The organism is Mucilaginibacter sp. PPCGB 2223 (genome assembly GCF_001705515.1).
In the GTDB taxonomy this organism is placed as follows: domain Bacteria; phylum Bacteroidota; class Bacteroidia; order Sphingobacteriales; family Sphingobacteriaceae; genus Mucilaginibacter.
The window spans coordinates 625,753-650,018 of sequence record NZ_MDJS01000004.1 but is presented as its reverse complement, the minus strand read 5'-3'; the positions used below and the strand labels follow the sequence as shown (position 1 = coordinate 650,018).

The window sequence follows — 24,266 nt, the reverse complement described above, 5'->3', positions numbered from 1 at the left end:
TATTTAAGTAACGCGTTTGTTAGCAAAAGCGCATAACAATTATTTTACGCAGGCATGTTTTTATATTTTTTGCCAGCCAGATTATTAGTTATTTCTTTGCGGCAGATACGAACAGGCACATTTTGTATCAAAACAACCCCCTTGTTAATTCTCCTTTAATGGATGCGGCGTTTCTGGTTTTCCGAATTTCATCAGATTATCATCAAACCAATATACGTTTGCATGGTTAAACCTTGGTTTAATTGCAGCATCCAATCAGTACAATATCCTTTTAATGCAGAATACGAATAAAGCTACTATCAAATACGATTTTATTGACGCCCTGAGGTTTATATCGATGGTATCGATAGTGATGGAGCACTCCTCGCTTTTACTGGGAAAGAACTTTACCAGCGTCTCCGATCAACTGGTACAGGTTACCACCATCCAGCTTTTTAAATACGGCACCATTATATTTTTCCTCGTATCGGGTTTTCTGATCGGCGATAAGTTCGAAACATACTCATCCGGCGAATACCTGAAGCGCCGCTGGGATAATACTTTTAAGCCCTGGGTATTCTGGTTTGTGGTGGCTATAGGCCTTAATTATCTTAACCTGTATATTGTTTATGCCAAGTTTGGCATGAAGGATATTCTGCAGGATCCCTGGGGTACATTCCTGCACCAGTTGTACGATACACTTTTTTTAACAAGCTTGTGGTTCATCGTCAATTTCCTGATCTGTATTGCTATTTTGCTCATGTTCCGCAGGTATATCGATAGCCTGATATTCGGCGCCATTTTGTGCGCGTTCTCGTTATTTTACTCGGTTAACCTGTACTATGTCTGGGTGCCGCCGGGCCATACGGTAGCTATATTCGGCTTTGTGTTTTACCTGTGGCTGGGTTATAAGATCAATAAAAACTTTGCGGCGTTTACCAATTGGGTCAACAAAACATCAACCTGGTATTTTGCTTTGGCGTTTCTGGTTACGTATGCTTTATCGTGCTGGGAAAGTATGGCCATGATACAGCATCATAACCCCGAGTCGATGAACACGCTGCGGTTTACCAATATTTTATATACCCTGGCTTGTTTTGTACTGTTTTTTAAATACTACAAAATATTCCACGCAGAGTTGTTCAAACCACGAATGTTAACCTTTGGCATTTATTTTTTACATCATATCCTGTTGAACCACGTAGTGCCCGAAATCTTCAGGCCGTTGGGTTACCATAACGAAGATTACCGCCCGATGTGGCAAATGCTGTCGATGTCGCTGGTGCAGTTTGTTGTAGCATACGGGCTTTCGATAGGCCTGGCATATCTGATAGCTAAAGGACCTAAGAAAATAAGCTGGATAGTGGGGCAGTAGCCGCAACCTGCAAATGAATGGGGCTAAGGATTTGTTTCCGCGACTGTTTTTTGGCGTGTATGGTACTTCAGGCTAAACCCTTTCAAATCCCTCACGCAGATTGCCGCCTGAACCACTTTTTACTGGCCAGTAACAATCCAAATTCTTCAGCATTTTCTTTCTCCATCGATTTATGATGGATTTTATGAGCACGCCGGATGCCACAGAGATAACGGTTGTTACTTTTAAAAGACTTTAAACGGCTATGGATAAACCAATCGTGAAAGATAAAATAGATGATACCGTAGAGGCTGATACCGGTGCCTGCCCAAAAGCGGTAATCTAAATTGAAATGCCCCAGCCACATTAGCCATAAGGCGATCATCGCGAAAAGCAGACTAAAAATGTCGTTTAGCTCAAACCAGCTATGTTTTGGCTGGTGATGTGTTTTATGGATGAACCATAACGGGCCGTGGAAAAGGTATTTATGAATGGCCCAGGAGAAGGCTTCCATGGCAGCGATGGTAAGGAACAGGATACCAATGTTGATGGAGATACGCACTATTTTGATGCTAAACACAAATTTAACGAATCTTCGATCCTGGCATTGAGCAAAGTTTCCTCTTCGGGTAAAAAGCCGGTTTTTTTGAAAACTATTTTGCCTGCCTTGTTAAATATCATGGTTGTTGGGTAACCTTTAAAAGTAAATAGAACGTCGGGGCATTTTGTTTTATCATCGGGTTCGTAGTTGGTCAGTTTGGTGCCGGTGGATATCTTCATGTTGCAACCAGGGATAAAGTAAACCGGCAGTTTAAAGTTTTGCAGCTTACTGAGGTTTTGATACCACTTTACCCAGTTAGCGACGGATTTATCCTGAGCTATAAACCTTTTTACTATGCCGCTATCTGTGCGGCAAATAGTGAGGGAAATTATATCCTTATTGTTTTTGTATTTGGCGTATAACTTATGCAGCATCCCCATTTCCCGGAAACAAGGCGGGCATGGTATAAACCAGCAATCGATAAACACCACTTTGTTTTTACCCAATTGGGCCAGGTTAACGTGTTTTCCGTTGAGGTCGTAAAGATCGGTTGCGGGCAAGAGGGCCGTAGGCTTTTTACGTGATTGTGCTTCGCACGAAAGTGCAATGAGCAACACATTGATCATGAAAAGCAACAGTCTTTTCGTCATAACTACGAGTATATCTAAAATAAAAAGAAAAACCCACTCTCTAAATAATTAAAGAATGGGTTTTAAATCCGAAATTCGGAAGCCCGAATTAAATATGTATCGGCCTGTTCTCCGTAGCTGCCAAACAAGCTTCGCGCATGGCTTCGGTATAGGTTGGATGCGCGTGGCTCATGCGGGTGACGTCTTCGGCGCTGGCGCGGAACTCCATCGCGCAAACGGCTTCGGCTATCATATCGGCGGCACGCGGGCCGATGATATGTACGCCCAGGATCTCGTCGGTAGCAGCATCGGCCAGTACTTTAACAAAGCCATCCATATCGCCGCTGGCAACTGCACGGCCGCTGGCACGGAACGGGAACGAACCGGTTTTATATTTTACGCCCGCTGCTTTCAGTTGCTCTTCGGTTTGGCCTACGGCTGCAACCTCGGGCCAGGTATATACTACGCCCGGGATAAGGTTGTAGTTGATATGCGGTTTTTGGCCGGCGATGAGTTCGGCAACCATGGTGCCTTCGTCTTCGGCTTTGTGGGCCAGCATAGCGCCGCGGATCACATCGCCAATGGCATAAACGCCTTTAACAGATGTTTCCATGTGCTCGTCGACAGTTATTTTACGGCCACGTTCTTCAACGGTGATGCCGATCTTATCCAAACCTAAACCATCGGTATAAGCTACACGGCCAACAGCAACAAGGCAGTAATCGCCTTTGAGTTCCATTTTTTCGCCTTTAGGATTATCGAAGCTTACGGTAACTTCTTTACCTTTTACGCTTGCGCCGGTAACTTTATGGCCCAGGTAAAACTCCATACCTAATTTGGTCAATACTTTTTGCAGCTCTTTACCCAAACCTTTATCCATGGTTGGGATGATGCCGTCCATAAACTCGATAACGGATACCTTGGCGCCTAAGCGGGCGTAAACCGAACCTAACTCGAGGCCGATAACACCACCGCCGATGAGTACCAGATGTTTAGGTACTTCGGTTAAGGTTAAGGCTTCGGTGCTGGTGATGATGCGTTTTTTATCGATTTGGATAAACGGCAGGCTTGATGGTTTTGAACCGGTAGCGATGATGATGTTTTTGCCGGTTATTTCCTGGGTTGAGCCATCTGCCTTAGTGATGATGATGGTGTTTTTATCTTTAAATGATCCCATGCCCTGGTAACCATCTATTTTATTTTTTTTGAAGAGGAACGATATGCCTTGTGTGTTTTTTTGCACTACTTCGGTTTTGCGCTTCATCATTTGTGCCATATCGACTTTCAGATCCTTTAGCTTAATGCCGTGGGTTTCGAAAGTGTGGGCGGCATTGTGGTAATGCTCGCTCGAATCTAACAGCGCTTTTGAAGGGATACAGCCAACATTTAAACAGGTACCGCCGTAGGTAGCGTATTTTTCGATACAGGCGGTTTTTAAACCCAGTTGGGCGCAACGGATAGCGGCTACATAGCCGCCAGGGCCCGAACCGATAACGATAACATCATATTGCATAGTATAGTGATTTTTACGCGCCAAAGTTAAACATTATCAGGTGTGAACGAAATCAAAAGAAGGTCAAAAAAAGATGAGTATTGGGTATTGCGATGTGCGTATTGCGATTTCCTTGCGACTTAGCACCACTGCGTGGAAGATTTACCACATATATTATATCTGTATCAATATTGTGATGTTAAAATCAATAAGGTTTACCTAAATTAGCCTTATAAAAACTGACCTGTACATCAACATGAAAAAATCGCTACTCGCCTTTTGCATTGCCTTGCTTTGCGCCGGCAGCTATGCCCAGCGCCCGGGTGCCGCACCTACCCAGCAGGAAATTGATGATGCCAATTACATTAAAGACAATTACACCAAAATGGAGAAACAGGTGCCCATGCGTGATGGGAAGAAGCTGTGGTGCTCCATTTATATGCCTAAAGATCAGAGCAAAAAATACCCTTTTTTGATGACGCGTACGCCATATAACGCCGCACCTTATGGTGATGCCATGAAACGCACTTTGGGGCAAAACATGCTGCTGGCACGCGAAGGTTTTATTTTTGTGTACGCCGATGTACGCGGCCGCTGGATGAGCGAAGGCGATTTTGTGGATGTTCGCCCGCAGCAGAACAGCTATAAAAGCAAAACCGATATCGACGAAAGTACCGATACTTACGATACCATCGACTGGCTGGTAAAGAATGTGCCGAATAATAACGGCCGCGTGGGTATTGAGGGTATTTCGTATCCGGGTTTTTACTCAACAGCGTCGCTGCCGAATGCACACCCGGCGCTGAAAGCGGTATCGCCGCAGGCACCGGTTACCGATTGGTTCATCGGCGACGATTTTCATCATAACGGCGCTTTTTTTGAGATGGACGCTTTTGCTTTCCTGACCAATTTTGGTGTGCCCCGCCCGAAACCCATCACACCAGAGCAATTTAAAAACGGCATTAAATACACCCAGCACGATAACTATAAGTTTTACCTGCAAATGGGCGCCTTGCCTAATTTTAAAAAGAAATACTTAGGCGATTCGGTGAAGTTTTGGGATAATATGATGAACCACCCGAACTACGATTCGTTCTGGCAGGGGATGAACATCCGCCCGCACCTGGTGAATATTAAACCTGCTGTATTAACCGTTGGTGGTTTTTTTGATGCCGAAGATGCTTTTGGCGCGCAAAATGTTTATAAGGCCATCGAAAAACAAAACCCGCAAACCACCAAAAATATGCTGGTGCTCGGCCCCTGGTTTCACGGTGGCTGGGAGCGCAGCGATGGCGATACCTTCGGCGATCAGAATTTCGGCCAGAAAACCAGCGCCTGGTTTCGCGAAAATGTGGAGCTGCCGTTCTTTGCCTACTATCTGAAAGATAAAGGCACCATGGACCTGCCCGAGGCGACCATCTTTATAACCGGCAGCAACGAGTGGCACAAGTTTAAAACCTGGCCGCCTGCGAATACCACAGAAAAAAGCCTATACCTGCAGGCTAATGGTAAATTGAGTTTTGACAAGCCCGCTTACGACGACAGCTTCGACCAGTACGTTAGCGACCCTGCAAGCCCCGTGCCTTACCAGGACGGTGTGCAGGAGCGCCGCACCCGCGAGTATATGATAGACGATCAGCGTTTTGCAGAGCGCCGGCCGGATGTAAAGACTTATCAAACTGATGCCCTTACCCAGGATATCACGCTGACAGGTCCGGTTTTGGCGGACATCTTTACTTCGACGACCGGCACGGACGCCGATGTAGTGGTGAAGTTAATAGACGTTTTCCCGGATGATTTCCCTAACCCGGTGCCCAATCCGAAAGGCGTAACCATGGGTGGCTACGAAATGCTGGTGCGCGGCGATATCTTCCGCGGAAGGTATCGCAACTCGTACGAAAAGCCGGAAGCGTTTGTGCCCGGCAAGGTTACCGAGGTAAAATACACCATGCCCGATGTTGGCCATACCTTTAAAAAAGGTCACCGGATCATGATACAGGTGCAAAATTCGTGGTTCCCGTTATCGGACAGAAACCCGCAACAGTTTATTGACATTTACAAGGCTAAGGACAGCGATTTTAAAGCAGCAACGATGCGGATATTCCACGATAAGGAAGCACCGTCGAGCGTGAAGGTGACGGTATTGGAAGATTAGGATTGCACCGATTGTTTTGTGGGATTTGTGCGGAAAAATGAGTAAATTAGAGGCAAAGGAGTATGTTAACTATCATTGCGATAATGATAACCGGAGGTTTAAATCAAATAAAAAAACACCCATGAATACCCATGTCTTCGCGAAGAGCGTTGCAAATTTGATATATATAGCGATGGGTTTCAAACCCACCGCTATCCGGAAAAAGACATGAGAAAATCATTGCCAAATTGATAATTGAGAACAAAAAATAATCTAAAAAATACCCATAAATACCCATGTCTTCGCTAAAAGCGTTGCGAATTTGATAAATTAATTGACCAAAATGAAAATACAACACCTGATTGCCTGCGCCTTCGGTTTGTGCTTAAGCGTTTTCACTGCCAGCGCACAGCTCATGCAGCCCAAAACAGCTTATACCCGTGCCGATACGTTGCGGGGCAGTTTAACAACGCCGTTGCGTACCTGCTACGACCTGAATTATTATCACCTGGATGTGAAAGTGGATATCGCCCAGAAATTTATCAGCGGCAGCAACCTGATCAGGTTTACGGCTGTGAACGATTTCGTTAAATTACAGATCGACCTGTTTGCCAACCTGAAGATAGAGAAGATCGTTTATAAGGGTAAGGAAGTGCCTTACACCCGCGAGTTTAATGCCGTGTTCGTTACCTTCCCGAAAACTATACGCAAAGGAAGTAAGGATGAGTTTACCGTGTACTACTCGGGTAACCCGACTATCGCCAAACGCGCGCCATGGGATGGCGGTTTTGTGTTCACCACCGATTCGCTCGGCAAGCCCTGGGTGGCTACAGCCTGCCAGGGCATGGGCGCCAGCGTTTGGTGGCCCAATAAGGATCAGCAGGCCGATGAGGTCGACAGCGCGCTCATCAGCATCAGCGTACCTACAGGCCTCACCGATGTATCGAACGGCCGCCTGCGTAAAGTAACCGACCTCAAAAATGGTTATACTAAGTTCGATTGGTTTGTGAGCAACCCGATCAATAACTACGACATCGCAGCCAACATCGGCGATTATACCCACATCAGCGATAGCTACGAGGGCGAAAAGGGTAAGCTGACACTGGATTACTGGGTATTATCCTACAATAAAGAAAAAGCTAAAAAACAATTTGATGCCAACGTAAAACGCATGCTCAAAGCTTTTGAATACTGGTTCGGCCCGTACCCCTGGTACGAAGATGGCTACAAACTGGTCGAAACCCCACACCTGGGCATGGAACACCAAAGCGCTGTGGCCTATGGCAATAAATACGGCAACGGCTACCTGGGCCGCGACTTGAGCGGTACCGGCTGGGGGCTGAAGTGGGATTACATTGTAGTGCACGAGAGCGGGCACGAGTGGTTTGGTAACAACATTACCAGCAAGGACATTGCCGATATGTGGATACACGAGGGCTTTACCGACTACTCGGAGTCGTTGTTTATCGATATGTATTATGGCAAACAGGCAGGGCAGGAATACGACCATGGTCTGCGCCGGGGCATCGGCAACGTACAAACCGTTGTTGGCCCTTACGGGGTGAACAAGGAAGGTTCGGGCGATATGTACAATAAAGGTTCAGTATTGCTTAATATGATCCGCACCGCTATCAACGACGACGAAAAATGGCGCCAGATACTGCGCGGGTTAAATAAAACGTATTACCACCAAACGGTCACTTATGATGATATCGTAAACTACATCAACAAGGAATCGGGCTTTAACTTTAGCGGGGTATTCGATCAGTACCTGCGTCATACAGGTTTAGCCACGCTCGAGCTAAGGTTTGATAACGGCAGATTAATGGCCCGTTACGTGGCCGAAGCCCCGGGCTTTACCATGCCGGTTAAGATACGCGCTAAAGGCGGCGAATATAAAATGATCACGCCGACAACCCGTTTCCAGCCGTTTGATGTGCCGGGTATTACCAGGGACAATTTTGAGGTAGATACATTTAATTATTATATCGGAGTGCTGGTGGACTGATAGCCCCTCCCAACCCTCCCCGGTAGGGAGGGCTTTTTTTAAAAGTCTCCCCCTCCTGGGGGAGATTATGAACGAGTTTTTGCGTTTTGGTGTTCATGAGGGCTTCGCCGTTTAGAGGGGGCTGTAACCAATGAGTTTCAACCATCGTCTTACCTAAAAAAATAGAGATCATGAAAGTACTGAACAGGATATTAGCCATCACCGTAGCGGTTATGGTATTTGTTACGCTCACTACCAAAGCTGCCGATGTTGACGACCGCCACCTGAGCGGTTTTAATGCTATCAACCTGTCGGCATCGTACGATGTTTACATTACACAGGGAGCGGCAGAATCGGTAAAAGTTGATGCTGCCGCCGACGAGCAGGAACGTATTGTTACCGAAGTACGCGGCGGCGTTTTGTATATCTCGGGCAAGGAGCATGGTGGCATGCATTGGGACTGGGGCGGCAAAAAGCGCGTGGTGTACGTAGTAGTGAAGGACATCAACAGTATCAGCATCAGCGGTTCGGGCGATGTGTTTTTTAAAAGTGGCATCAATACCAACGCCATGCACATCAAAGTATCAGGCTCTGGCGATGTTAACGGCAGGCTGAACGCCAAAACTGCCGAAATCGAAATATCCGGCTCAGGCGATGTGAAGCTGTATGGCCGTGCCGATAACAGCAATGTGCGCGTATCAGGTTCGGGCGATTTTTCGGGCCGCGACCTGGTAACCAATACCACCACGGTTAGAGTTGTAGGCTCGGGCGATGCGACCGTGAATGCGAGTACCAAAATAGATGCTTCGGTTTCGGGCTCCGGCGACATCACCTATACCGGCGGCGCGCACCAGGTATCGACCTCGAAATCGGGTTCGGGAGATATACACAGAATGTAAAGGCCGGATTTGAGATATGAGTATTGAGATGTGAGAATGTGCATTTCGATATTCTGATTTTGGGCGTATCCCTGCTCGTCCGGCAGGCGGGCGTTCATACGCCTGTAGGCATTACGCGCAAGGCCGGTATCCACTGCTATCCCTTACGCGGGATCGGTTTCATTACTTTACCGTAAACTCAACCATTTCACTGTTCTTTGATCCCGGAAAGGGTACTGTACGGATAGAGAAAAGCAATTCGTATTTTCCAGGTTTATCAGGGACTTTGAATTTGTATTTGTTTTCGTATGGCGTGCTGCCATCGAGTGGCTGCGATGCCAGTTTGAGGTCGCCGTTTTGCAAAAAGCAGGCTTCTAAAAAGGCTTTTCCGGGAGGCAAGTGTAACTTCGGAATAATAGTCATGAAGGGGTCTAAACGTCCTGTAGCCAGAAGTAAATCCATCGTAACGGTTTGACCCGGTTTTGCAGTAGTGGCGCCGGAAAAAATGCTGATCTCAGCTTTCTGAAAAGTCTGCACGTTATTCACCCAGCCCGTATACCATTTGCGGCCATAAAGTGCAACGAGCGAGTCTGTTGTGCACCCCGGCTCGTTATATTCAGACATATAAAGCGCCTTTTTGTGCTGCATGCTGTCTTCAATGGGCCACATATCGTATTGGGTTTTGCGGTAGTAGCGGGTATCGTAAGAGAAAGCTTTGAGCGAGTTGCTGTAGTAGTTGTATTTGGACGGATCCTGGAAACCATCGCGGATGATGACGTAATTATCGCCGACGATGCTGTGTACCTGCTTTGTCCATTCGCGGAAACCGTAATAGCTTTCAAACTGGCCGACTTTCATCACAAAAGGCAACTGCACCATCAGCGCAAAGCGTACAAAGAGGATCAGGGCCGTATTGACGAGTGTAAGCCGAAAGAACCATTTTGGCGGATAGGCTGATTGTTTGAAGCTGATCAGTACCAGCATGATAAGGGGGACGTAGGCAACCAGCGTCCAGTGCATTTGCACGTTGCCTTTGAAGGTGTTGATCCAAAAGAACAGGAAAGTGCCGACGCAGTTGACTACGAGTGTACGGATAAAGATATCACCTTTAGTCCTGACTTTAGCGGCAGCGTAAAACAAAAACCAGCCGATAAGCGGCCCGGCCATAGCTAATTGCCCAAGCGGGTAGACAGCGGTGAACGACCAGTCGTATTTTTCGGAGCGATCGACCAGGTGGTATTTGAGTGATGGGAAATCGTGATTGAACTGCCAAAGTACATGGGGCATAAAGAGTATGGCGGCTAAAAAGGCTATCAGCCAAAAACTTTTGCGGCGCAATAGCTTGATATTCGCGCAAAGCGTTAGCCCGATAACCAATATGCCGTGATATTTGCTGTAGAGCAGGCAGGCCGCTATAATACCAAGAAGGAGCGCCAGGCTCCATTTATCTTCATCGATATAGCGCTGGTAGAAGTAGTAGAACAATACCGTAAAGAAAAACAGGGGCGAGTCGGGCGTGGTGGTGAAGCCATACATGTGGAAGATGAACAACCCGGATGCTACGGCGATAAACCATTTGGCCCCGACCGCGTACTTCTTGAGGATGAGCCACAGCAGGTATAACGAAGCCGAATTGGTGATGACCGTAAGCAGCCGCAAACCCAGCTCATTATGCATGATGCTATCGCCAATACGGATAAAAATGGCTACCATGGGCGGGTGATCGAAATAGCCCCAATCCAAAAAGCGTGAGTAAACCCAGTAGTAGGCTTCGTCGCCATGCAGCTCTAAAGTGTATGATTGCAGGGCGTTGAGTATCGTCCAAAACAGCAGGAAATACCAGATAGGCTTGTTGGATGATGTGCTGATACCTGTTGGCAACATTGAACGGTTATTTTACACAAATAACCAAAAAAATATTGTGATTTGAATTCTGACCGCGCTACTGTATCTCCATAACCTCTTTCTTCTTTTTGGTTTTCATGCGCTTGGGCACAAAATCGAGTATTTCGGCTTTCAAAGCTTCTATCATCCGGCGCTTCAGAAAGTTTTTTTGTATCACGATGCTTACCTCGCGTACCGGTTCGGGGCTTTTAAAATAGCGCACCTTGTCGAGTTGTTTATCACTCAGGTCGGCTATGGCCAGTTGAGGCAAAATGGTGGCGCCGTTATTTTGATCTACCATGCGTTTCAGTGTTTCAACGCTGCCGGTATTGTATTCAAAATGCTGAAAACCTTTGGTCTGTCGCCTTGGGTGGCAAATGTTGAGTACCTGCTCGCGCATGCAGTGCCCTTCGTTCAGCACCCAAATTTCTTCCAGGTCGATATCCTCCGGACTGATCGCTTTCTTTTTAAACAGCCTGCTGCTTTTAGATGCGTATGCTACAAAAGTTTCGTAAAAAACCGGTATCTCCAGCAAATTCGATTCGTGAAGCGGTGTCGACAGGATGCCGCAATCTATCTTGCCGAGTTTAATGTTCTGGATGATCTCCTCGGTAGTTTGCTCCCATACAATGAGTTTTACCTGCGGATATCTTTCGATGAAACGGTTGATAATGCGTGGCAGCAGATAAGGCGATATGGTTGGGATGATGGCCACCTTCAGTTCTCCGCTCAGTTCTTTCTGTCTGTCGCTAATGATCTCCCTGATCTTCTGACTTTCGGCCAGCAGTACACGCGCCTGTTCAATAATTTCGGCGCCGATCTCGGTTGGTACAACCGGCTGCTTGGCACGGTCGAATATTTTAACACCCAGGTTATCCTCCAGTTTTTGTATCTGCATACTTAACGTAGGCTGGGTTACGAAGCATTTTTCGGCAGCAGTTACAAAGCTGCGGTAGTTATCGAGGGCAACAATGTACTCTAATTGTACTAAAGTCATATGATATAGTTAAAATCTAACTCAAATATAAAAAATATTGATTTTATCTATATTTAATTTCGTGTTTTCTCAAGTTGAATTATGAGATATGAAAAATCGCTACCTGGAGGAACTTATCTCATATCTCATTTTTTGGATAATTAGTTTAATGCAGCGTATACGGCTGCTTTTTCGGCCATCAGTTCGTTTATTTTTTTGATGCTGTCGCCATTGCGGTCTTTCTCTTTTTCGTTAGCTGTGCTTGATATCAGTGTGCCGGTTTTTGCATCAATCAAGCTTACTTCGTAGGTAACGCTGTACGCTTTAACACCAGGGGTAAACGATAAGCCGCCATTGCTGCTGGTGTTGATCACGGCATCGAGTATAGTAGTGCCTGTATTGATACCTTTGGCCAGGCCTTCCGACATGAAGCGCGTGCGCACCAAACGAACTTTCAGCACCAGGTCGGCACCGGCAAGCCGGCCCAAACTGTCGGGGGCCATTTTCCATGCCGAACGCAAATCGGGAACAGCACTTTTAATACGATCGTTAACCTGGTTGCCATTGATCATTTCGACATGGTGCTGGTATTTTTTCGCGCTGTGCCTGGCAGTGTACATTAAATACGCCTGTTCCAATGCCGACTGAGCTTCAAGGCTGGTTGCCTCTTCTTCGGTATAGGTATCGCCTTTAGCTGCCGGGATACCGGTATAATATACTTCAACAGGTAATACCGCTAATTTCTTTCCACTCAGGTCGTGAGCCGAGAGATAGTCGTGGTTATTATAAACACCGCGGGAACATGAGAATAATACAACTGGTAGAACTCCCAATAATAGGTAATAGGATTTGGTTTTCATACCGGTAAGACGGTATCCGGCAAAGATACGTAACGGCCCTTTTTGTTAAATACTGTTAAAATCCGCTTAACAGGATTCGTAACAAATTATTCGTTTAACAAGGTTTGCAGTTTATCGACGAACAAACCTACGTGATACCCATCAACCAAAGCATGGTGCACATGGATGCCAAAAGGAAGCATCTTACGGCCATCGGTTTCTGTAAGCTTACCCACAGCAATTTTAGGGCAGCTATCGCCCGGGTTTTTGTTAAAAGCTTCGGATATGCTGCTGAAGTTTACCCATGGTAGTGCCGAAAAATAGATCACATCGGGTAGCGGGCCTGTGGTGAACAACCCGCTGGTATTTTTTATTCTGACAATTTCGGCGTCTACCTCCCGGTGAAAGTCGTGTATATCGGACTTGAATTTGATGTGCGAAAACCCGAAGGTATGATCGTCTCTTAAAATGGTGGATGATGCGTCTACCTGTTCGCAAACGTAAACCTCATCCCCCTCAATCCGGTACCTGAAATTTTCGATGGCGTGAACAGCAACAAGCGTTTTATGCAGGTAATAACTATAGAACGAAACCCCTAACAGCTTACACCGCTCATAAGCGCGGGTACAATCCAACTGTACCGTGACACCATAGTAAGGCTGATCGAAAGTTTTAAAAAAGTTAAAATGCTCGCGCCTGTTCCAGGTCGCGATATTTAGTTTTTGCCGCATTGTTAATTATTCTACGGTCACCGATTTAGCCAGGTTACGCGGCTGATCGACATTGCAGCCCCGCATTACCGCGATGTGGTACGATAACAACTGCAGCGGGATAGTAGCTACCAACGGTACAAAAGCCTCATCGGTTTGCGGTATTTCTATCACATAATCGGCCATTTCTTTCACATCGATATCACCTTCGGTCACGATTGCAATTACCTGGCCCTTGCGGGCTTTTACTTCCTGTATGTTGCTTACCACTTTTTCGTACGATGAGTTTTTGGTAGCGATAAATACTACCGGCATTTCTTCGTCGATCAAGGCTATAGGGCCATGCTTCATTTCGGCCGCAGGATAACCTTCGGCGTGGATGTACGATATTTCCTTTAACTTCAAAGCACCCTCTAAGGCCACCGGGAACGAGCTGCCACGGCCAAGGAACAGGCAGTTTGGCGAATCCTTAAACTTGGCGGCAATATCGCGGATATGATCGTTGCTTTTTAAAGCCTGCTCAACCAGCTCCGGTATTTCGTCCAGTTCGGTTAAATACTCAATCAGTTTGCTTTGTGTGATGGTACCACGCTGCTGCGCGATATAGAATGCGATCAGCGTCAGCACACTTACCTGTGCCGTAAAAGCCTTGGTTGATGCCACACCAATTTCGGGACCGGCGTGCGTATAAACACCGGCATGTGTTGTACGCGGGATAGAAGCGCCAACCACGTTACAGATACCAAAGATGGTTGCGCCGCGTTCTTTAGCCAGCTCGATAGCGGCCATGGTGTCGGCAGTTTCGCCCGATTGGGAGATGGCGATCACCAGATCTTTTTCGGTAATGATCGGGTTGCGGTACCTGAACTCTGAAGCATATTCAACTTCAACCGGCACGCGGGCAAATTCTTCGATCAGGTATTCGCCAACCAGGCCAGCGTGCCACGAGGTGCCGCAGGCCACGATAACGATGCGGTCGATATTCTTCAGTTTCTCAGTATATTCTTTTATACCACCCAGTTGCACCTTGCCGGTTTTAGGATAGATACGGCCACGCATGCAATCGCGGATAGAGCGCGGCTGTTCGTATATTTCCTTGAGCATAAAGTGCTCATAACCGCCTTTTTCGAGCAGTTCGAGTTTTAAATCGAGTTCGTGTATATAAGGTACCTGTACGGTATTGTCGATGTTTTTGATTAGCAGGTCTTCGCGGCTGATGTAGGCTATCTCGTTATCATTCAGGTAAACCACGTTTTTGGTATACTCAACAATAGGTGTAGCATCCGATGCTACGAAATATTCGCCTTTGCCTACGCCAATTACCAGCGGGCTGCCTTTGCGTGCGGCTATGATCAGGTCGGGCTCGTCGGCGCTCATAATTACGATCGCGTAAGCGCCGACAACTTTGTTCAGCGCAACACGTACCGACTCGCGTAAGTCCAAACCGGTCTCGGCCTGGATATTCTCGATCAGGTGTATCAGCACCTCGGTATCGGTATCGCTTTTAAAAACATGCCCGGCTGCCAGTAGGGCTTCCTTAATAACGGCGTAATTTTCAATAATACCGTTGTGGATGATGGTCAGCTTACGGTCGCCTGACGAATGCGGGTGCGAGTTGCGGTCGCTCGGCGCACCATGTGTGGCCCAGCGTGTATGGCCCATGCCTATTTTGCCTTTCAGCTCAATATCTTTTACAAAGCTTTCAAGATCGCTAACCTTCCCTGCTTTTTTGTAAACTTTTAGCTCGTCATCTAAAAGAGCAACGCCGGCGCTATCGTAACCACGATACTCCAAACGGTGAAGACCTTTAATAACGATGGGGTAAGCATCCCGGTAACCAATGTATCCTACAATTCCGCACATATAAATAGTTTATTGAAAAATAAAAAAAGCACCAATTTGTTTGATCAAATGTGGTGCTAATATCTTAAATCCGTTTAATTAATAACGTTTAAGCAGCAAATTTTATTTTGTAACCTTACTGTAAATAATATTAAGCTTCATCCGGTAAGGCGATGTTTTATTACCACCGATAACTACCCTCGATCCGACTATCGGAGTATTCCCAATATTAATAGAAGCCGAGCCTACATGATAGCCGGTAGTATCGGCCGGTGCAAGATAGGTGCCATAATCGCTAACTTTTCCACGTATCAGGTCTTCAACGTAACCGGTGATGATGAAATTATAGGTTTTGTGGTAATCGTCATAAAAACCACCAAAAGATCCAACCGAAAGATAGTGCGGGTCGCCCGATGTTGCATCCGGAACGGTTACGCGCTGATGGGCAATGTCAAACCTGTATAAGGTAAGGCGTGGCGTAGGTACGTAAGGTATTGTCGTACCCGCAACGGGAGTAATGACCAGTTCGGCACGGTTAATGGCAATGTCGTTGCTTGTGATATTAGCCGGCAGTATTTTTCTCAGATAAGGAAAACTGATCTTTGAGCGCAAGCCCGAAAGGCCCTGTAAATAAACTGTGGCACTGGATGCGGGGTTGCTAAGCTGGGCTGATATAGCTGGCGCGTTGCTGTAGTCGTGCTTTATTTCCAAAGCGTGTGGATTACCTAATGGCAGGGTTGCTATAGAAGTATCGATGGTACTGCCATGATTTACGCGATAATAAACTACTAATGATGATGCGCCGGAGCCAAGTTTGAAATAAATATTACCTCCCGGCCCGCCGGTGGTGCCGGCCTTGTCGAGGGTTATATACAAGCCTTTAACCGCATTAAGAAATACCGAATTGTTATTTAACTGGCTGGTCGTTGCGCCAAAAAAGTTATTAAACACAAAACTGTTTAAAATAGGTATCCTTATCTGCGGAGCGACCTTTTTTAAGGTGTCTTTAGCGCCGGTAACAATGTCGGTTATTTTTATACTGTCTTTTTGCCTTACGAAAAATGACTGTGTGCCCAGCAAAGTATTACTGTGCGCCCAAACCTTATTGTTATAGTAGGATTTGCTGCTGACCAATGGCTCGGTGAGCTGATAGACGTTGACCTTATATTTAGTGGTTAGCGAGTCGCCATAAAAACCATCTGCATAGTTTAGTACAAGGCGCGAAGAGTCGATAGTTATAGTACCTGCAGGCAGGGTAAATGATGACGAACCTGGTAGGTTTAGCGATGCGGCGATATTGGCTTCTGTGGTACCGAATATCGGGTCTTTAAAGTAAGCCAGCGGAGCATTGCCTACGCTGTTGGTTAATACGCTGTCATCCAGCAGGGTAGTAGCAGTAATGGTAGCAGTATCTATCAAGGTAGCTTGCGAAGCTTGCGTTGGGTCTATGCCCAATCCTATGGCATCAGGGTTTTTGCAGCTTCCTAAAATAAAAAGACTTATTAACAGGGTCAATAAGTCCAGTCTGAAAAATTTCATATATCGATTTCTCTATGTCTTATGCAACGTGCACCAATTCGTCACTGGTAATTTCGTCGTAAAAATTGTAATAATTTTCGAAATCCGAAGTGAATTCGTTTTCTAAAATCGATTTATGGCTGTTTTTAACATTATTTAACACATCAGGGGCGATATTTGCGCTACCCAGAACGATACCGTCAGAGTAGTGGATAGCACCCGCATATAATGAAGAGTTGGTGCCTGGTTTGTATACCTCGGTGTGGGCCTCGGTCATGTCAGACATCACCGCCTTGCGGGCGAATTCAGGATCCAGGGTTTCGGCAAAATCGTTTTCGTAGATCGAATAAACAATTTTTGAGTGCTTAAACGTAGGATCGTCTTTGTAAGTAGTTTTTAAATAAGCAGGTACCAGCGAGCTCATCCAGCCATGGCAATGAACGATATCGGGGGCCCAGCCTAATTTTTTTACGGTTTCGAGTGCACCTTTGCAAAAGAAGATCATTCTTTCATCATTATCGGCGTAAAACTTCCCATCCTTATCCCCAAACACGTGCTTACGTTGAAAATACTCTTCATTATCCAAAAAATACACCTGCATACGTGCAGCAGGTATCGAAGCAACTTTAATGATCAACGGGTTGTCATTATCGTTGATAATAATGTTCATTCCGGATAAGCGGATCACTTCATGAAGCCTGTTCCGGCGCTCGTTGATATTGCCAAACCGCGGCATGAGGATACGGATCTCGAATCCTTTATCCTGCATAGCTTGTGGAAGTTGTCTGGTTATTTCGGCAATTTTTGTGAGTTCTAAGAAGGGAGACATTTCATGAGTTATGAACAAAAGCTTAGATTTACCCATCACTAATCAATATTAATTTTATGTAAAGAAGTCAAAAAATTTGAGTTTGCAAATATAAGCATTATCTTATGATATATCAATGAATTATGCAAGTTGTTTGGTAATATTTATTCTATTCCTAATCTTTGCCCCCATATCAAACTCAACCCAATTGAAAATCTTTACTACCAAGGGCGAAATTGCTGAATATTTGCTCCAAAAGCGCTCGGCAGGTAAAACCATTGGCCTTGTACCCACCATGGGCGCCTTGCATAATGGTCACATTTCGCTGCTGGCACAGGCAAAAGCCGCTACCGGCGAAGTTGTGTGCAGCATATTTGTCAACCCGACCCAGTTTAACGACCCCAAGGACCTTGAAAAATACCCTCGTCCCATCGAAAGCGATATCGAAAAACTGAAAAGTGCGGGTTGCGATGTATTGTTTAACCCGCCGGTAAGTGAAGTATATGCTGCTGATGAACCTGCCTGGCACCTTGACATAGGCCCGTTGGAGAATATGCTCGAAGGTAAGTTCCGCCCCGGCCATTACCAGGGAGTTACTCAGGTTGTTTTTAAGCTTTTTGACATTATTAAGCCCGATATGGCCTTTTTTGGCCAAAAGGATTACCAGCAGGTTTTAGTCATCAGCAGGATGGTTGAACTGTTGAAGTTGCCTGTAAAAATGGTGATGTGCCCCATCGTGCGCGAACCGGGCGGCTTAGCGATGAGCAGCCGCAATGTGCACCTGAGCGCGCAGGAAAAACAGGACGCGCTGGCTTTATCACAATTATTACAACTGGTGAAGGAAAACTTTGCCACGCATACCTTACCCGAACTAAAAGAACTGGCTGCCGGGTTTATGAGCCAGCAGCCCGCCCTGCGGATGGAATACTTTGAAATTGCCGATGGCGATACGCTTTATCCCGCTACAGCGGATACACCAAAGGTAGTGGCGCTTGTAGCTGCCTGGGCCGGTAAAACGCGTTTGATAGATAATATGATCATAAAATAGGTTTGCTGTAAATTGCCCTGGTAACCAATAAGCTGTGAGTTTATTTTGCAGGTTGCTTATCACAATTTGTTTTATTATTTTAGGGTAATGATAACCCTAAGCCCAGGTAAAAAAATACTTATTGCGCTGAGTGGTTGCCTTTTGGCAGGCGCATATGCTTTTGCCCAACAGCATCTTACTTATTATATTACCAAAAACGGTAAAATAACTGATATCCCGGATAGTGCAGCGTATGTAAGGATGGTAAGCGATGCCGATTCGGACACGGGTTTTTACAATATTAAAGAGTATTACAGGGACGGCAAGCTTAAGCTTGTAGGCAAAACATCAACCACCAATGGTTCGATGCTACAGGGCCAATGTGTAAGCTTTTTTCCGAGCGGAAAAAGAAAAACAATTGCAACATATAACAGAGGCAGGCCACAGGGGGATGTTTATAATTATTATCCTAATGGCAAGCTTTATAATGTTTCAGTGTTTGGTAATGTTTCAACATTTGGGAGCACCACTGTCAATACAAGCGATTTAATGTCGGCTGGCACTATAGTAAAAGCTTGCTATGATACTACCGGCAAAGTTCTACTGGAAAACGGTAACGGGCACCTTGTAAACTATGATGACGACTTTAAAATCATTTTAGACGAAGGCGACCTAAGTAAAGGTAAGAAGACAGGCACCTGGAAGGGTTACGATATCACCGATACAGTTACTTTTACTGAGCAATACGAGTCGGATAAATTAATTGAAGGTATAAGCACAAATACCTATGGCAAGGTTGAGCACTACACTCAAAGACAGGTTAACCCCGAATTTCCCGGCGGCGAAAAGGAGCTTGCACATTTTTTATCAAAAAATATCAACTACCCGTCGCTTGCGAGAAAGTACAATATACAGGGTAAGGTATATGTCAGCTTTGTAATAGAAAAGGATGGTTCTTTAGACCAAATCAAAATATTAAGAGAGCCGGGTAGCGGCACCGGCGATGAAGTGATTCGGGTTATACGGCTAAGCCCCAACTGGAAGCCCGGCACTCGTTATGGACAAATTTCAAAAATTCGATTTACGTTACCTGTCAATTTTTCGTTGGGGGAGGAAGTAAAATTGCAACGATGAGTATGATAAAATATATCCGCAAGGCGATCATATTAGTGTTTGCCTTTTGGCAGGCGCGGTTGCTTTTGCCCAACGGCAAAATGTGTATTTTATGAAAAATGACGGCCGCCATGTTAACAGTAAAGACAGCGCCGATTATATCCGCATTGTAAGCGAGCCCGACTCGGGGACTACACTATACAACATAAAAGAATATTATACCAGCGGTAAACTAAAGTTTATAAGTAAGACATCGAAAATAGATCCGCCGGTTTACAAAGGGCAGGGCGTAGAATTTTACCCGACGGGAAACAGAAAAGAGGTTGCAGTTTATAAGGGTGGTAAAACGGATGGTAATGACTTTGAGTATTACCCTAACGGCAAACTGTACCGGGCTACCTGGTACCCGGCGCCTAAAGCAACCGATCCGCATTTCAGAACGGATTACAAGATCATGGCCAATAACGACTCGACCGGGAAGCATATGCTTGTCGATGGCAATGGCTACTATATAGGCTATCGCGACGATTTTAAAAAAATTGAAGAGGAAGGCAACTTAAAGGGCGGTTTGCGCGACGGTGACTGGAAAGGTACCGAACCCAACAAAATAACTTTTATCGAAAAGTATGATAACGGGAAGTTGCTATCGGGGCAAGCGGCCGATAGTACCGGGGCCGTAGTAAATTATACCCAACGCCGCATAGAACCGGCTTTTAATGGCGGCGAAGATGCTTTTGATAATTTTTTGGTAGAGAATATTCGTTATCCGGTAAATGCGCGCAGAAATAATGTACAAGGCAAAGTTTTCATCAGGTTTCTGGTTGAAAAGGACGGTAGGTTAACTTCGTTTAAAGTTTTGAATAACGGTGGCAGCGACGAACTGGCACAGGAGGCATTGCGCGTTTTAAAAAAATCGCCTAAATGGAAGCCCGGAATATTTTATGGCCGAGCCGTTGTTGTAGAATATACCGTGCCGCTTAATTTTGCACTGAGTGATTAGTGATGATGGAAACCGCCAGCTACTCCAAACGCTAAATAATATTACCATTTTATCTGTGCCTTTACAGCAGAAGATGGGAACGTATTTGCTTGAAGAGGAGTTTAAAAAGAAAACCTTGTTACTGCAGGCCGGGCAAGTGGCGCAGCGTATATATTTTATTAGGAAAGGCTTTTTACGTTCGTACTTTTATAAAGAAGCCGATCAATAATGCTTGTTTTTTTGGCCAAAAATGCATATATTGAGGCGACGGACTTATTTGATCACCATTGCGAGAATGGTAACCGGATTAAGAAAGTTAATTGAAGAATACCCATAAATACCCATGTGCCTGTAAAAAGCGTTGCGAATTTTGCAATTGTAGGTGATGTAAGTGTGGGTGCTTACATTAGAGTTACCGTTCAGCGAGGACACTAAACCGGCCGGTGGCGGCAATGTTCCATTATCGCTGCTGAATTTTATTTGCTTAAGGCGATCGAAAACTGTAAATTCTGTTATAAAAAGACCTGTAATAACAGAATTTACAGGCATCCTATAGCTTATATTAAATTTCAAAAAAACCTTAGGCCAACCCGTTACAAAAACCTATCTTTGCATCCCGAAACGCAACAAACGGGATCTCCCAATTAAGCGCATAGTAATAAGCCGGTTTACGGTCACAACTTTAGACTTTTTCAAAAAAAGCCCTATGCCCAAAGATAACTCCATTAAGTCCATTCTGATCATCGGTTCTGGCCCTATTATTATCGGCCAGGCCTGCGAATTTGATTATGCCGGCTCGCAAGCAGCCCTGTCGCTTAAAGACGAAGGCATATCCGTATCCATTATCAACAGCAACCCGGCAACTATCATGACGGATAACGTCATTGCCGACCACGTGTACCTGCTGCCCTTAACCTGCGAAAGCATCGAAAAAATATTGCAGGAGCAAAAGATTGATGCCGTACTGCCAACCATGGGCGGCCAAACAGCGCTGAACCTGTGTATCGAGGCCGACGAACGGGGAATCTGGAAAAAATACAATGTGAAGATCGTAGGTGTTGATATCGCCGCGATCGAAAAGACCGAAAACCGCGAGGCCTTCCGCCAGCTGATGGTGGATATCGGCGTGGGTGTTGCAACCTCGAAAATTGCCAACTCGTTTTTAGAAGGTAAAGAAGCTGCGCAGAAAATAGGCTTCCCGCTGGTTATCCGCCCGAGCTATACCTTAGGCGGTAAAGGCGCAGGCTTTGTACATAAAAAAGAAGACTTTGACGCCGCTTTGAACCGCGGCTTGCAAGCTTCGCCTACACATGAGGTGTTGGTTGAGCAGGCCGTTTTAGGCTGGAAAGAATACGAGCTTGAACTGCTGCGCGATAATAACGATAACGTGATCATCATCTGCTCGATCGAGAACTTCGACCCGATGGGTATCCACACCGGCGACTCGATCACCGTGGCCCCGGCCATGACCCTGAGCGACCGCTGCTACCAGGAAATGCGTAACCAGGCCATCCGCATGATGCGCGCCATCGGTAACTTTGCCGGCGGCTGTAACGTACAGTTCTCGGTTAACCCGGCCGATGAAACGATCATCGCTATCGAGATCAACCCGCGTGTATCGCGTTCTTCGGCCCTGGCATCAAAAGCTACCGGTTACCCGATCGCAAAAATTGCTGCAAAATTAGCTATCGGCTATAACCTGGATGAAATAGAAAATCAGATCACCAAAACCACTTCGGCCTACTTTGAGCCGACGCTGGATTACGTGATCGTAAAAATACCGCGCTGGAACTTTGATAAGTTTAAAGGCGCCAACCGCGAACTTGGCCTGCAGATGAAATCGGTAGGTGAGGTGATGGGCATTGGCCGCAGCTTTATTGAGGCGTTGCAAAAAGCTTGTCAGAGTTTGGAGATCGGCCGCGCAGGTTTAGGTGCCGACGGTCGCCAGAGCCGCAACCTCGACGAGATTATGCACAGCCTCGAAAAACCAAGCTGGGACAGGCTGTTCCATATTTACGATGCGATGAGTTTAGGCGTACCCATCGAATCGATACGTAAAACGACAAAGATAGACCGCTGGTTTTTAAACCAGATACAGGAGCTGATCAACCTCGAAGCCGAGCTGCGCCGCTATTCGGTGAACAATATCCCCGAAGAATTTTTGATCACCCTGAAACAAAAAGGCTTTAGCGATGTGCAGATTGCTTACATTTTAGGTAACAGCACTACCGAAGAGGATGTATACCAGCGCCGTAAAGAACTGGGCATACGCCGCGTTTACAAAATGGTGGATACCTGCGCAGCCGAGTTTCCGGCTAAAACGCCATATTATTACTCGACTTACGACGGCGAGAACGAATCGATCCCATCCGACAGGAAAAAGATCATCGTATTGGGCTCGGGCCCTAACCGTATCGGCCAGGGTATCGAGTTTGATTACAGCTGCGTACACGGTTTGCTTGCCGCGAAAGAATGCGGTTTCGAATCGATCATGGTGAACTGTAACCCCGAAACCGTATCCACCGACTTTAACATGGCCGATAAGCTATACTTTGAGCCGGTGTTCTGGGAACATGTGCGCGAGATTATCGACCTCGAAAAACCCGAGGGTGTGATCGTACAATTGGGCGGCCAAACCGCCTTAAAAATGGCCGAAAAACTTCACGAGCACGGGATCAAAATCATCGGTACCTCGTTCAATAATATGGATATCGCCGAAGACCGCGGCCGTTTTTCCGATCTGTTGAAAGAACTGGGTATCCCATATCCTAAATACGGTGTTGCCGAGAGTGCCGAAGAAGCCATCGAGGTAGCTAACCAGGTTGGTTACCCCGTGCTGGTTCGCCCGAGCTATGTGTTAGGCGGCCAGGGCATGAGTATCGTGATCAACGATGAGGACCTGGAGAAAGCGGTAGTAAACCTGTTGAAAAACCTGCCCGGCAACCGCGTGCTGATCGACCACTTTTTGGACAGGGCGGAAGAAGCCGAGTCGGACTCGATCTGCGATGGCGACGAGGTACATATCATCGGTTTGATGGAGCATATCGAGCCTGCGGGTATCCACTCGGGCGATTCGTCGGCTGTGCTGCCGCCGTTCAACTTGTCGGCCAACTTGATCAAGCAGATGGAAGACCATACCGTTAAAATAGCCAAAGCGCTTAACGTACGCGGCTTATTGAATATCCAGTTCGCTATTAAAGATGAGAAGGTATATGTAATCGAGGCCAACCCGCGCGCATCGCGTACGGTGCCATTTATCGCGAAAGCTTATGATGTGCCCTATATTAACATTGCTGCAAAGGTGATGCTCGAAGCAAACAAGATCAAAGATTTTAAAATAGAGCGCAAATTAAAAGGTTATGCCATTAAAGAACCGGTATTCTCGTACGATAAATTCCCCGAAGTGACCAAGGAGCTTGGCCCCGAAATGAAATCGACCGGCGAAGCGATCCGCTTTATACCTGATCTGGAAGACCCGTACTTCAGGCACCTGTACAAAGAGAAATCGATGTACCTTTCAAAATAAGGATTTTTCGAGCAAGGAGCAAGAAATAAGGATTTTCTTGCTCCTTGTTA

19 protein-coding genes are annotated in these 24,266 nt (G+C 46.1%); 9 read left to right on the top strand and 10 right to left on the bottom strand.

The genetic code is table 11. The features are described 5' to 3' along the window. Positions 1-274 precede the first annotated feature (274 nt). On the top strand, positions 275-1,354 hold the full coding sequence (locus BEL04_RS21245) for an acyltransferase (protein WP_066007247.1): 1,080 nt from the start codon (positions 275-277) through the stop codon (positions 1,352-1,354). A 91-nt stretch (positions 1,355-1,445) separates the two neighbouring features. On the opposite strand, the gene BEL04_RS21240 is transcribed toward BEL04_RS21245, so the two are convergent. The 3 genes from BEL04_RS21240 to lpdA form a co-directional block, all read right to left on the bottom strand. Continuing rightward, positions 1,446-1,895 carry a sterol desaturase family protein gene (locus tag BEL04_RS21240; RefSeq protein ID WP_083228028.1) on the bottom strand — a complete coding sequence of 150 codons (450 nt, stop codon included), beginning with the start codon at positions 1,893-1,895 and terminating at the stop codon, positions 1,446-1,448. Next, positions 1,895-2,524: a TlpA disulfide reductase family protein gene (locus tag BEL04_RS21235; protein WP_066007246.1), complete on the bottom strand. Its 630-nt coding sequence runs from the start codon at positions 2,522-2,524 to the stop codon at positions 1,895-1,897. The genes BEL04_RS21240 and BEL04_RS21235 overlap by 1 nt, the downstream gene beginning before the upstream one ends. A gap of 88 nt (positions 2,525-2,612) precedes the next feature. Continuing rightward, complete coding sequence (gene lpdA / locus BEL04_RS21230) at positions 2,613-4,016, bottom strand: dihydrolipoyl dehydrogenase (RefSeq protein ID WP_066007244.1); 1,404 nt, start codon at positions 4,014-4,016, stop codon at positions 2,613-2,615. A 235-nt stretch (positions 4,017-4,251) separates the two neighbouring features. Between lpdA and BEL04_RS21225 the strand changes: the two genes are divergently transcribed. The 3 genes from BEL04_RS21225 (at position 4,252) to BEL04_RS21215 (ending at position 9,015) form a co-directional block, all read left to right on the top strand. After that, entirely contained in the window at positions 4,252-6,150 is a 1,899-nt protein-coding gene (locus BEL04_RS21225; RefSeq protein ID WP_083228023.1) for a CocE/NonD family hydrolase, read from the top strand. A 322-nt stretch (positions 6,151-6,472) separates the two neighbouring features. After that, positions 6,473-8,137, top strand: a complete 1,665-nt coding sequence (locus tag BEL04_RS21220; RefSeq protein WP_066007242.1) for a M1 family metallopeptidase — start codon at positions 6,473-6,475, stop codon at positions 8,135-8,137. Between the two features lie 170 nt (positions 8,138-8,307). Next, positions 8,308-9,015 (top strand): head GIN domain-containing protein, encoded by a 708-nt coding sequence (locus BEL04_RS21215; protein ID WP_066007240.1) that lies wholly within the window; start codon positions 8,308-8,310, stop codon positions 9,013-9,015. Between the two features lie 162 nt (positions 9,016-9,177). On the opposite strand, the gene BEL04_RS21210 is transcribed toward BEL04_RS21215, so the two are convergent. From BEL04_RS21210 to BEL04_RS21180, 7 genes are all read right to left on the bottom strand, one after another. Then, complete coding sequence (locus BEL04_RS21210) at positions 9,178-10,878, bottom strand: glycosyltransferase family 39 protein (RefSeq protein WP_066007238.1); 1,701 nt, start codon at positions 10,876-10,878, stop codon at positions 9,178-9,180. A gap of 58 nt (positions 10,879-10,936) precedes the next feature. Next, positions 10,937-11,875 (bottom strand): hydrogen peroxide-inducible genes activator, encoded by a 939-nt coding sequence (locus tag BEL04_RS21205; RefSeq protein ID WP_066007236.1) that lies wholly within the window; start codon positions 11,873-11,875, stop codon positions 10,937-10,939. A gap of 140 nt (positions 11,876-12,015) precedes the next feature. Further along, complete coding sequence (locus BEL04_RS21200; protein WP_066007234.1) at positions 12,016-12,714, bottom strand: hypothetical protein; 699 nt, start codon at positions 12,712-12,714, stop codon at positions 12,016-12,018. Between the two features lie 86 nt (positions 12,715-12,800). Then, positions 12,801-13,424, bottom strand: coding sequence for a chloramphenicol acetyltransferase (locus BEL04_RS21195; RefSeq protein WP_066007233.1), 624 nt, complete (start codon positions 13,422-13,424; stop codon positions 12,801-12,803). A gap of 6 nt (positions 13,425-13,430) precedes the next feature. Further along, positions 13,431-15,266 (bottom strand): glutamine--fructose-6-phosphate transaminase (isomerizing), encoded by a 1,836-nt coding sequence (glmS, locus tag BEL04_RS21190; RefSeq protein ID WP_066007232.1) that lies wholly within the window; start codon positions 15,264-15,266, stop codon positions 13,431-13,433. Positions 15,267-15,368: 102 nt separating this feature from the next. Further along, a complete protein-coding gene (locus BEL04_RS21185) occupies positions 15,369-16,784 on the bottom strand; it encodes a DUF4270 domain-containing protein (RefSeq protein ID WP_066007231.1) in 1,416 nt (471 codons plus the stop codon). Between the two features lie 19 nt (positions 16,785-16,803). Continuing rightward, the gene (locus BEL04_RS21180) at positions 16,804-17,628 is read right to left on the bottom strand and encodes a glycogen/starch synthase (RefSeq protein ID WP_066007230.1); all 825 of its coding nucleotides are present in this window, start codon (positions 17,626-17,628) and stop codon (positions 16,804-16,806) included. 151 nt (positions 17,629-17,779) lie between these two features. Here BEL04_RS21180 and panC point away from each other — a divergent pair, with 151 nt between their 5' ends. From panC to carB, 5 genes are all read left to right on the top strand, one after another. After that, positions 17,780-18,619: a pantoate--beta-alanine ligase gene (gene panC / locus BEL04_RS21175; RefSeq protein ID WP_066007228.1), complete on the top strand. Its 840-nt coding sequence runs from the start codon at positions 17,780-17,782 to the stop codon at positions 18,617-18,619. An 87-nt stretch (positions 18,620-18,706) separates the two neighbouring features. Beyond that, positions 18,707-19,732: an energy transducer TonB gene (locus BEL04_RS21170; protein WP_066007226.1), complete on the top strand. Its 1,026-nt coding sequence runs from the start codon at positions 18,707-18,709 to the stop codon at positions 19,730-19,732. 91 nt (positions 19,733-19,823) lie between these two features. Then, on the top strand, positions 19,824-20,711 hold the full coding sequence (locus BEL04_RS21165; RefSeq protein WP_066007224.1) for an energy transducer TonB: 888 nt from the start codon (positions 19,824-19,826) through the stop codon (positions 20,709-20,711). A 73-nt stretch (positions 20,712-20,784) separates the two neighbouring features. Next, positions 20,785-20,919, top strand: coding sequence for a cyclic nucleotide-binding domain-containing protein (locus BEL04_RS24535; protein WP_217493660.1), 135 nt, complete (start codon positions 20,785-20,787; stop codon positions 20,917-20,919). A 477-nt stretch (positions 20,920-21,396) separates the two neighbouring features. Then, positions 21,397-24,216 (top strand): carbamoyl-phosphate synthase large subunit, encoded by a 2,820-nt coding sequence (gene carB, locus BEL04_RS21150; protein ID WP_066007218.1) that lies wholly within the window; start codon positions 21,397-21,399, stop codon positions 24,214-24,216. Positions 24,217-24,266 lie beyond the last annotated feature (50 nt).

Excerpts from the sequence above, each read along its gene's own strand:
- BEL04_RS21245 (WP_066007247.1), top strand. The coding sequence starts at position 275 with ATGCAGAATACGAATAAAGCTACTATCAAATACGATTTTATTGACGCC.
- BEL04_RS21235 (WP_066007246.1), bottom strand. The coding sequence starts at position 2,524 with ATGACGAAAAGACTGTTGCTTTTCATGATCAATGTGTTGCTCATTGCA.
- lpdA (WP_066007244.1), bottom strand. The coding sequence starts at position 4,016 with ATGCAATATGATGTTATCGTTATCGGTTCGGGCCCTGGCGGCTATGTA.
- BEL04_RS21225 (WP_083228023.1), top strand. The coding sequence starts at position 4,252 with ATGAAAAAATCGCTACTCGCCTTTTGCATTGCCTTGCTTTGCGCCGGC.
- BEL04_RS21220 (WP_066007242.1), top strand. The coding sequence starts at position 6,473 with ATGAAAATACAACACCTGATTGCCTGCGCCTTCGGTTTGTGCTTAAGC.
- BEL04_RS21215 (WP_066007240.1), top strand. The coding sequence starts at position 8,308 with ATGAAAGTACTGAACAGGATATTAGCCATCACCGTAGCGGTTATGGTA.
- BEL04_RS21210 (WP_066007238.1), bottom strand. The coding sequence starts at position 10,878 with ATGTTGCCAACAGGTATCAGCACATCATCCAACAAGCCTATCTGGTAT.
- BEL04_RS21205 (WP_066007236.1), bottom strand. The coding sequence starts at position 11,875 with ATGACTTTAGTACAATTAGAGTACATTGTTGCCCTCGATAACTACCGC.
- BEL04_RS21200 (WP_066007234.1), bottom strand. The coding sequence starts at position 12,714 with ATGAAAACCAAATCCTATTACCTATTATTGGGAGTTCTACCAGTTGTA.
- BEL04_RS21195 (WP_066007233.1), bottom strand. The coding sequence starts at position 13,424 with ATGCGGCAAAAACTAAATATCGCGACCTGGAACAGGCGCGAGCATTTT.
- glmS (WP_066007232.1), bottom strand. The coding sequence starts at position 15,266 with ATGTGCGGAATTGTAGGATACATTGGTTACCGGGATGCTTACCCCATC.
- BEL04_RS21185 (WP_066007231.1), bottom strand. The coding sequence starts at position 16,784 with ATGAAATTTTTCAGACTGGACTTATTGACCCTGTTAATAAGTCTTTTT.
- BEL04_RS21180 (WP_066007230.1), bottom strand. The coding sequence starts at position 17,628 with ATGGGTAAATCTAAGCTTTTGTTCATAACTCATGAAATGTCTCCCTTC.
- BEL04_RS21170 (WP_066007226.1), top strand. The coding sequence starts at position 18,707 with ATGATAACCCTAAGCCCAGGTAAAAAAATACTTATTGCGCTGAGTGGT.
- BEL04_RS21165 (WP_066007224.1), top strand. The coding sequence starts at position 19,824 with ATGAAAAATGACGGCCGCCATGTTAACAGTAAAGACAGCGCCGATTAT.
- BEL04_RS24535 (WP_217493660.1), top strand. The coding sequence starts at position 20,785 with ATGGGAACGTATTTGCTTGAAGAGGAGTTTAAAAAGAAAACCTTGTTA.
- carB (WP_066007218.1), top strand. The coding sequence starts at position 21,397 with ATGCCCAAAGATAACTCCATTAAGTCCATTCTGATCATCGGTTCTGGC.